A 7,946-nucleotide genomic window follows, 5' to 3' on the forward strand; every position below is an offset into this window, starting at 1 on the left:
GCCCGCCGCCGCGCCCCCCCACCCCCCCCCACCCCCGGGGGACCGGCCCTCCCTCCCCGGAGGGTCCCGTCACTCCCGCCAGAACGGCTCCCGCAGTTTGAACTTCTGCAGCTTCCCCGTCGCCGTACGCGGCAGCGACTCCACGAAGTCGACCCGCTTGGGCGTCTTGAAACCGGCGAGCCGCTCACGGCAGTGGGCGATCAACTCCTCGGCGGTGACACCGGATCCGTCGGTCACCACGAGCGCGGTCACCAGCTCGCCCCACTTGGCGTCCGGAATGCCGATCACCGCCACCTCGCGCACCGCGGGATGCGAGGTGATCACGTCCTCCACCTCGATCGACGAGACGTTCTCACCGCCGGAGATGATGACGTCCTTCTTGCGGTCGGAGATGACCAGGTACCCCTCGTCGTCGAGGTATCCACCGTCCCCGGTGTGGAACCAGCCGCCCTCCTGGGCCTTCGCCGTCTCCTCGGGCTGCTCCCAGTAGCCGTCGAGGTTGTGGTTGGACGCGGTCAGCACCTCCCCGTCCACGTCGACGTCCACGCGTACGCCGAGTGCGGGCGCGCCCGCCCGCCCGAGCCTGCGGGCCCGCTCGGTGGGGTCGAGGCCGTCCCACTCCTCGCGACCGCGGTTGACCGTGACGAGCGGCGAGGTCTCGGTGAGCCCGTAGATCTGGATGAACTCCCAGCCCAGTTCGACCTCCACGCGCTCGATCGTGCGGGTCGGCGGCGGCGCGCCCGCGCAGACGATACGGACCCGGTCGCGGCCCGGGATCTCGCCCTCCCAGTCGGCGGCGGCGTCGAGCACGGCGTTCAGGACGGCGGGCGCCGCGCACATCAGGGTGACGCCGTGCCGCTCGACGCGGCGCAGGATCTCGGCCCCGTCGATCTGCCGGATCACGATGTGCCGTCCGCCGACGCCCGTGACGCCGTACGGCATGCCCCAGCCGTTGGCGTGGAACATCGGGAGCGTGTGCAGATAGACGTCACGGTCGCTGATCGTGGTGTGCAGGCCGAACACGGTCGCGTTCAGCCACAGATTGCGATGGGTGAGCTGAACTCCCTTGGGGCGGGCGGTCGTTCCGGACGTGTAGTTGACGCTGGCCGTCGCGCCCTCGTCCGGCTCCGCCCAGTCCCGCGGTTCGGTGTCGGCGAGGAAGAGATCGTCGTCGTCGCCCAGGACGAACTTGTGCTTGACGTCGAGGGAGTCGAGGACCTCGGCGCAGGAGGGGTCCGCGTGGACGACCGAGGCGCCGGAGTGCCGGACGATGTAGTCGATCTCCGACGGGGTGAGCCGGAAGTTCACCGGTACGAGGACCCGCCCCCAGCCGGAGACGCCGAAGAACGAGGTCAGCAGGCGCGCCGAGTTCTGTGAGATCACCGCGACCCGGCCGCCGACCGGCACGTCCAGCCGGTCCAGTCTGGCCGCCTGCGCGCGGGCGAGCCTCGCCAGCTCCCGGTAGGTCAGCTCGCCGAGGCCTGGCCCCGGCTGTACCGGTTCGTCGACGACGGCGACGCGGTCCGGGTAGACATGGGCCGCGCGGTCGAGGAAGTCACGGACGGTCAGCGGGTAGTACACGACAGCACCTCCGGTTCGGTGGTTCCTTCCTACCTCGCCGGACCGCCCGCGTACCCCGTGGAGCCGTCGCGGATCTCTGGCGACCCATTGCGGACCGACGCGCCCGAAGAGTACTGTCCGACACACCTATTCAACATGTTGAGTATCAGTGAGCAAGAGAGATGAGAGGTGGATGATGACGCACCCCTTCCGCAAGGCGGTCGAGGACGGCGACCACGCGGCCGTCGTCGACCTGCTCTCCGAGGACGTCGTGTTCACCAGCCCGGTGGTCTTCAAGCCGTACGCCGGGAAGGCGATCACCTCCGCGATCCTGGGCGCCGTCATCGAGGTGTTCGAGGACTTCCACTACGTCCGCGAGATCGCGGACCCCGGTGGCCGTGACCTCGTCCTCGTCTTCGAGGCGCGCGTGGGGGACCGCACCCTCCAGGGCTGCGACATCCTGCACTTCGGCGAGGACGGCCGGATCGACGACCTCACCGTCATGGTCCGCCCCCTGTCGGCGGCCCAGGCGCTCCAGGCGGCGATGGCGGCCCGCTTCGACGCCATCGACAAGGAGGCGTCGGCCGCCACCTGACCGGCACCGGCGGTTAGCCTGATCTCCGGCCCGAGATCAGGAGACACCGCGCATGACCAGCCCCCGTCCGGAGACCGTGGACGAACCGGCGGAACCCACCGCGCCACACCGGCGCGCGCCGGTGTGGCGCGGACAGGGGCCGGTCGTGGCGGTGGTCGCGGTGGGCGGCGCGGCCGGTGCGTCGGCGCGCTACGGGGCCGCACTGCTCTGGCCCGCGCGGACGGGCGGCTTCCCGTGGACCACGTTCTGGGTCAACGTTCTCGGCTGCTTCGTGATCGGCGTCCTCATGGTCCTGGTCACCGAGGTGTGGGCGCCCCACCGGCTGGTGCGCCCCTTCTTCGGCACCGGCGTGCTGGGCGGCTTCACGACCTTCTCGACCTACGCCGTGGACATCCGGGGACTGATCGGCGAGGGCCACCCCCTGACCGCTCTCGCCTACCTGGCGGCCACGCTCTTCGCGGCCCTCGCGGCCGTATGGGCGGCCGTGGCGCTGACCCGCCGGGTGGCGGGTCGGCGGAGCGCGGGGCAGGTCCCCTCGTGAACTGGGTCCTGGTGATCGTCGGAGGCATGGTCGGCGCGCCCCTGCGCTACCTCACCGACCGCGCGGTGCAGTCCCGGCACGACTCGGGCTTCCCCTGGGGCACCTTCACCGTGAACGTCGTCGGCTGCCTGGTCCTGGGCACCCTGACCGGCGCGGCCACGGCCGGAGCGGCCTCCTCCCACCTGCAACTGCTGCTCGGTACGGGCCTGTGCGGGGCGCTCACCACGTACTCGACGTTCTCGTACGAAACACTGCGGCTGGCCGAGACCGGCGCCCGCTCCCGAGCCGCCGTCAACGCGATCGCAAGCGTGGCCGCGGGGCTCGCGGCGGCTTCCGCGGGGGTCGCCCTGGCCCAGGCCGTCTGGGCGTAGCCACCGGGCAGGGTGACCGGGCCGCCGGGCGGCCGACCTTGACAGTCACCCGCCGTGCCCCGCAGGATCACCCCCGTGAACCTGTCAGACAGCCAGACAGCTGGCGGCTCCGTGCCGCGGCGCATCAGCGCCATGGAAGCCGTACTCGGGCATCTTCGTGGTGCCATCGAGGGCGGTGAGTACGCCGTGGGGGACAAGCTGCCCTCCGAGGCGGAGCTGTGCCGACGGCTGGAGGTCAGCCGGCCCGTGCTGCGGGAGGCCCTGCGCGCCCTGCAGACCATGGGCCTGACCGTGTCACGGACCGGCAAGGGCACGTTCGTCGTGTCCACAGGCCCCGTCGAGGACCCCACCTTCGGCGACTACACGGCCAGTGACCTGATGGAGGTCCGCCGGCACGTCGAGATCCCGGTGGCCGGATACGCGGCAGTGCGCCGGACCCCCGAGGACCTCGACCACCTGGCCCACCTGCTCGAACGGATGGAGCGCGAGCGGGACACCACCGCGTGGGTCGCCATGGACACGCTCTTCCACCTCGCCGTGGCACAGGCCGCCCAGAACCCGGTCTTCCGCCGCGTCATCGAGGAGATCCGCGACGCACTGGCCCGCCAGTCCGCCTTCCTCAACGAGCTCGGCGGCCGTCGCGAGCAGTCCAACCGGGAACACCGCGCCATCGTCGAGGCCCTCGTCGACGGCAACGCGGCCGACGCGACCGACGCCATGGCCCACCACCTCGACCGCGTCGAGACGACCCTCACCGCGATCGTGCGCCCCGAGCGCACCGACCCCGCGGGCACCCCCACAGAAGGCGGAACCAAGGCGTGAGCGAGCAGTCCCTCGAAGAGCACGAAGAACAGACGCAGCCGGCGGAGACGAAGAGGAGGGCGAGCGCTCATGTCGACGCCGGTGACGCGGGGTACAGCAAGTCCCTGAAGTCCCGGCACGTCAACATGATCGCCATCGGCGGGGCCATCGGCACCGGCCTCTTCCTCGGCGCCGGCGGCCGGCTCGCGGAGGCGGGCCCGTCCCTCTTCATCGCGTACGCCGTCTGCGGAGTCTTCGCCTTCCTCGTCGTCCGCGCCCTCGGCGAACTCGTCCTGTACCGGCCGTCCTCCGGCGCCTTCGTGTCGTACGCCCGGGAGTTCCTGGGCGAGAAGGGCGCGTACACCGCGGGCTGGATGTACTTCCTGAACTGGGCGACCACCGGAGTCGCCGACATCACCGCGGTCGCCACCTACACCCACTACTGGGGCATGTTCTCCGACATCCCGCAGTGGGTGATCGCCCTGATCGCGCTCGCCGTCGTGCTCACCGTGAACCTCATCTCGGTGAAGATCTTCGGCGAGATGGAGTTCTGGTTCGCCATCGTCAAGGTCGGCGCGCTCGTCGCCTTCATGCTGATCGGGATCTTCGTCCTGGTCACCCAGCACCCCGTCGACGGAGCCACCCCCGGCCCCTCCCTCATCAGCGACAACGGCGGCCTCTTCCCGAGCGGTCTGCTGCCGATGCTGCTGATCATCCAGGGTGTCGTCTTCGCGTACGCCTCCGTCGAACTCGTCGGTGTCGCGGCGGGCGAGACGGAGAACCCCGAGAAGATCCTGCCGAAGGCCATCAACTCGATCATGTGGCGCGTCGGACTCTTCTACGTGGGCTCGGTGCTCCTGCTGTCCATGCTGCTGCCCTGGAACAAGTACACCGCCGGGGAGAGCCCGTTCGTGACCGTGCTGTCCAACATCGGCATCCCGGCCGCGGGCGGCGTGATGAACCTGGTCGTGATGACCGCCGCCATGTCCAGCCTCAACTCCGGGCTCTACTCGACCGGCCGCATCCTGCGCTCCATGTCGATGGCCGGCTCGGCGCCCAGGTTCACCTCGGTGATGAGCCGCAGCCAGGTCCCGTACGGCGGAATCCTGCTGACCAGCGGTATCTGCGTGCTCGGCGTCGGGCTCAACTTCGTCGTCCCCGCCGACGCCTTCGAGATCGTGCTCAACTTCGCCGCGCTCGGCATCCTCGCCACCTGGGGCATGATCATGATCTGTCATCTGCAGTTCTGGCGGAAGTCCCAGGAGGGCGAGGTCGACCGCCCCGGCTACCGGCTCCCGGGCTCGCCCTGGACCGAACTCGTCACCCTCTTCTTCCTCGCCTCCGTCCTGGTCCTCATGTACGCCGACGGGGGAGCGGGCCGCACGACGGTCCTGTGCCTCCCGCTGATCGTGGCGGCGCTCGTGGCGGGCTGGTACGGCGTACGCGCCCGGGTCGCCGCCGTGCGGAACGGCCAGGTGGACGCATGAGCACCGACTCCCTTGCCGGATGCGGGAGTTCGCTCGGCGCGGCACCCTCCGTCAGGGAACCGCTGCACGCGCCCGTCGCCCATCTCGTACGCGGCGGTGTCATCGAGGGCATCCACTACGGCTCGGTGGTCGTGCTGGCCGCCGACGGGACCGTGGACCTGCAGATCGGCGACATCGAGGCGGCCTTCTACCCGCGCTCGGCGCTCAAGCCCGTCCAGGCGGTGGCGATGGTACGGGCCGGGCTGCCCCTCGACGGCGACCTGCTCTCGCTGGCCGCGGCCAGCCACTCCGGCGAGGAACGCCACCTCGCCGGCACCCGGCGCATCCTGGAACTCGCCGGACTCACCGAGGACGATTTGCGCAACGTCCCCGACCTGCCCTTCGACCCGGTCGTCCGGGAGGACTGGATCCGCGACGGACGGCTCCCGTCGAGGCTCGCCCAGAACTGCTCGGGCAAGCACGCCGCGATGCTCTACACGGCACGGCTCAACGGCTGGTCGCTCGACGACTACCTCGACCCGTCGCATCCTCTCCAGCAGGCGATCGAGGAGATCGTCGAGGACCTGACCGGGCAGTCCGTCGCCCAGGTCACCGTCGACGGCTGCGGCGCCCCGCTGTTCGCCGTCTCGCTGCACGGCCTCGCCCGCGCCGCCGCCCGGATCACGACCGCCCCGCCCGGCACGCCCGAGGCGCGGGTGGCCGACGCGATGCGCGAGCACGCCGAGATGGCGTCCGGCTCCGGCCGCGACGTCGCCGCGCTGATGCGTGCCGTACCCGGGCTGCTCTCCAAGGACGGATTCGAGGGCGTGCAGGTCGCGGCGCTGCCGGACGGCCGGACCGTCGCCGTGAAGATCGCCGACGGCGCCGACCGCGCACGCGTACCCGTCACCGCGGCGGCCCTCGCCCGGGCCGGCGTCGACCCGGCCGTACTCACCGAGTTCGCCGGTGCGCCGCTCCTCGGGGGCGGCGCGGTGGTGGGCCACATCCGGCCGACCCGCGCGCTCGACCAACTGACGGAGCCGCCGTCGGCGGCGCTGTCGGGTCGGCCCGCCTGACCCCCTCGCCGCACCTCGCGACTCCCGGCAGAACTGCCGGAAAACTCCCGGAAAGAAGAACCGCACCGACATGAACGTCCGCAGTGAGCACGACCTGCTCGGCGACCGTGACGTACCCGCCGAGGCGTACTGGGGAGTCCACTCCCTGCGCGCCAGGGAGAACTTCCCCATCACGGGCATGCCGATCTCCGCGTACCCGCACCTGATCGAGGCGCTCGCCGCGGTCAAGGAGGCCGCCGCCCTCGCCAACGAGGAACTCGGCCTGCTGGAGCCCGCGAAGGCGGCGGCGATCGTCGGGGCCTGCCGGGAGATCCGGCAGGGGAAGCTGCACGACCAGTTCGTCGTCGACGTCATCCAGGGCGGGGCCGGCACCTCGACGAACATGAACGCCAACGAGGTCGTCGCCAACCGCGCGCTCGAACTGCTCGGCCACGCCAAGGGCGAGTACGCGTTCCTGCACCCGAACGAGCACGTCAACCTCGGGCAGTCCACCAACGACGTCTACCCGACGGCCGTCAAGGTCGCCACGGTGTTCGCGGTGCGGGGGCTCCTGGACGCGATGTCCGTCCTGGAGGACGCCTTCGCGGGCAAGGCCGTCGAGTTCCGCGATGTGCTGAAGATGGGGCGCACGCAGTTGCAGGACGCCGTACCGATGACGCTCGGGCAGGAGTTCTCCGCGTACGCGGTGATGCTGGACGAGGACCGCAGCCGGCTCGCGGAGGCCGTCGAACTGGTCCACGAGATCAATCTGGGCGCGACGGCGATCGGGACCGGGCTCAACGCGCCTCCCGGCTACGCGGAGGCGGCGCGCCGGCACCTCGCCGACATCACCGGCCTGCCCCTGGTGACGGCGGCGAATCTGGTCGAGGCGACCCAGGACTGCGGGGCGTTCGTCCAGATGTCCGGGGTGCTGAAGCGGATCGCGGTGAAGCTGTCCAAGGTCTGCAACGACCTGCGGCTGCTGTCGTCGGGGCCGCGGGCCGGGCTCAACGAGATCAACCTGCCGCCGGTGCAGGCCGGTTCGAGCATCATGCCCGGCAAGGTGAATCCGGTGATTCCCGAGGTGGTCAACCAGGTCGCCTTCGAGGTGATCGGCAACGACGTCACCATCACGATGGCGGCGGAGGCGGGTCAGCTCCAGCTGAACGCGTTCGAGCCGATCATTCTGCACTCGCTGTCCGAGAGCATCACGCATCTGCGGGCGGCCTGTCTGACGCTCGCCGAGCGGTGTGTCGTGGGGATCACCGCGAACACGGAGGTGCTGCGGGCGGCGGTCGAGAACTCGATCGGGCTGGTGACCGCGCTCAATCCGTACATCGGGTACTCGGCCGCGACCGAGATCGCGCGGGAGGCTCTCGCCACGGGGCGGGGGGTGGCGGAGCTGGTCCTGGAAAAGGGCCTGCTCCCGGCGGACCGCCTGGCGGCGGTGCTCCGGCCGGAGGTGTTGGCGGGTGGCTCGGGCTCCGGCGCGGGCTGGTACTCGTAGGCGTAGGCGGCCTCGGGCTGGGCCGGGGTCTCGGCGACGGTGTTCCACGC

8 protein-coding genes are annotated in these 7,946 nt (G+C 70.9%); 7 read left to right on the forward strand and 1 reads right to left on the reverse strand.

Annotation, left to right across the window (positions count from 1 at the left end; all coding sequences use genetic code 11):
- Positions 1 to 69: 69 nt before the first annotated feature.
- A complete protein-coding gene (locus ACFVH5_RS42890) occupies positions 70 to 1,581 on the reverse strand; it encodes an AMP-binding protein (protein ID WP_385839113.1) in 1,512 nt (503 codons plus the stop codon).
- Positions 1,582 to 1,753: 172 nt separating this feature from the next.
- On the opposite strand from ACFVH5_RS42890, the gene ACFVH5_RS42895 reads away from it, so the two are divergent.
- The 7 genes from ACFVH5_RS42895 (at position 1,754) to aspA (ending at position 7,896) form a co-directional block, all read left to right on the forward strand.
- Positions 1,754 to 2,155 carry a nuclear transport factor 2 family protein gene (locus ACFVH5_RS42895; protein ID WP_385839114.1) on the forward strand — a complete coding sequence of 134 codons (402 nt, stop codon included), beginning with the start codon at positions 1,754 to 1,756 and terminating at the stop codon, positions 2,153 to 2,155.
- A 52-nt stretch (positions 2,156 to 2,207) separates the two neighbouring features.
- Entirely contained in the window at positions 2,208 to 2,696 is a 489-nt protein-coding gene (gene crcB, locus ACFVH5_RS42900) for a fluoride efflux transporter CrcB (RefSeq protein ID WP_385839115.1), read from the forward strand.
- Entirely contained in the window at positions 2,693 to 3,067 is a 375-nt protein-coding gene (crcB, locus tag ACFVH5_RS42905) for a fluoride efflux transporter CrcB (RefSeq protein ID WP_385839117.1), read from the forward strand. Before crcB (ACFVH5_RS42900) ends, crcB (ACFVH5_RS42905) begins: the two co-directional genes overlap by 4 nt.
- Positions 3,068 to 3,199: 132 nt before the next feature.
- The gene (locus ACFVH5_RS42910; RefSeq protein WP_384809809.1) at positions 3,200 to 3,889 is read left to right on the forward strand and encodes a FadR/GntR family transcriptional regulator; all 690 of its coding nucleotides are present in this window, start codon (positions 3,200 to 3,202) and stop codon (positions 3,887 to 3,889) included.
- A complete protein-coding gene (locus ACFVH5_RS42915) occupies positions 3,886 to 5,355 on the forward strand; it encodes an amino acid permease (RefSeq protein WP_384809780.1) in 1,470 nt (489 codons plus the stop codon). The genes ACFVH5_RS42910 and ACFVH5_RS42915 overlap by 4 nt, the downstream gene beginning before the upstream one ends.
- On the forward strand, positions 5,352 to 6,410 hold the full coding sequence (locus ACFVH5_RS42920; RefSeq protein WP_385839118.1) for an asparaginase: 1,059 nt from the start codon (positions 5,352 to 5,354) through the stop codon (positions 6,408 to 6,410). The genes ACFVH5_RS42915 and ACFVH5_RS42920 overlap by 4 nt, the downstream gene beginning before the upstream one ends.
- Before the next feature lie 70 nt (positions 6,411 to 6,480).
- Positions 6,481 to 7,896 carry an aspartate ammonia-lyase gene (gene aspA, locus ACFVH5_RS42925; RefSeq protein WP_385839119.1) on the forward strand — a complete coding sequence of 472 codons (1,416 nt, stop codon included), beginning with the start codon at positions 6,481 to 6,483 and terminating at the stop codon, positions 7,894 to 7,896.
- Positions 7,897 to 7,946: the final 50 nt, after the last annotated feature.

Origin of the sequence: Streptomyces sp. NPDC127119 (assembly GCF_042677425.1) — a bacterium.
Taxonomy (GTDB): Bacteria; Actinomycetota; Actinomycetes; order Streptomycetales; family Streptomycetaceae; genus Streptomyces.